Consider the following 391-nt stretch of genomic DNA (forward strand, 5'->3'; position numbering starts at 1 on the left):
TCCGAAGTTCAGACGCCACCCGAGCGCCCCCAGCATCGTGGTGAGAACGGGGGACAGCAGCATGGTGCCGCCGCCGAAGCCCATGAGCATAGCACCGGAGGCCAGGCCCTGCTTGTCGGGGAACCACTTCAGCGTGACGGACATGACCACATCGGTGCCAAGACCTACGCCGGCCCCGACCAGCACGCCGTAGGTGGCGTAAATGAAGGGCAGCGATTCGGTGTAGGCCGAGGCGATAAGCCCGAGTCCCAGGCAGGTGGCGGTTATGAGCATGACCGTGCGCGGCGAGGTGCGCTCTTCCAGCGCGCCCGCTACGAGCATGCCAGCGCAGAAGGTGATGATAGAGAGCGTGAATACCACCGAGGTGGCCGAGCGATCCCAGCCGAATTCC

At 65.0% G+C, this 391-nt stretch carries 1 protein-coding gene; it reads right to left on the reverse strand.

Going from position 1 to position 391, the window contains the following annotated elements; translation table 11 throughout:
• Positions 1-391, reverse strand: a 391-nt coding sequence (locus NE591_RS13090) for an MFS transporter (protein ID WP_256156844.1), incomplete at both ends; no start/stop codon positions are given.

Origin of the sequence: Adlercreutzia sp. DFI.6.23, assembly GCF_024462535.1 — a bacterium.
Lineage (GTDB): Bacteria > Actinomycetota > Coriobacteriia > Coriobacteriales > Eggerthellaceae > Adlercreutzia > Adlercreutzia rubneri.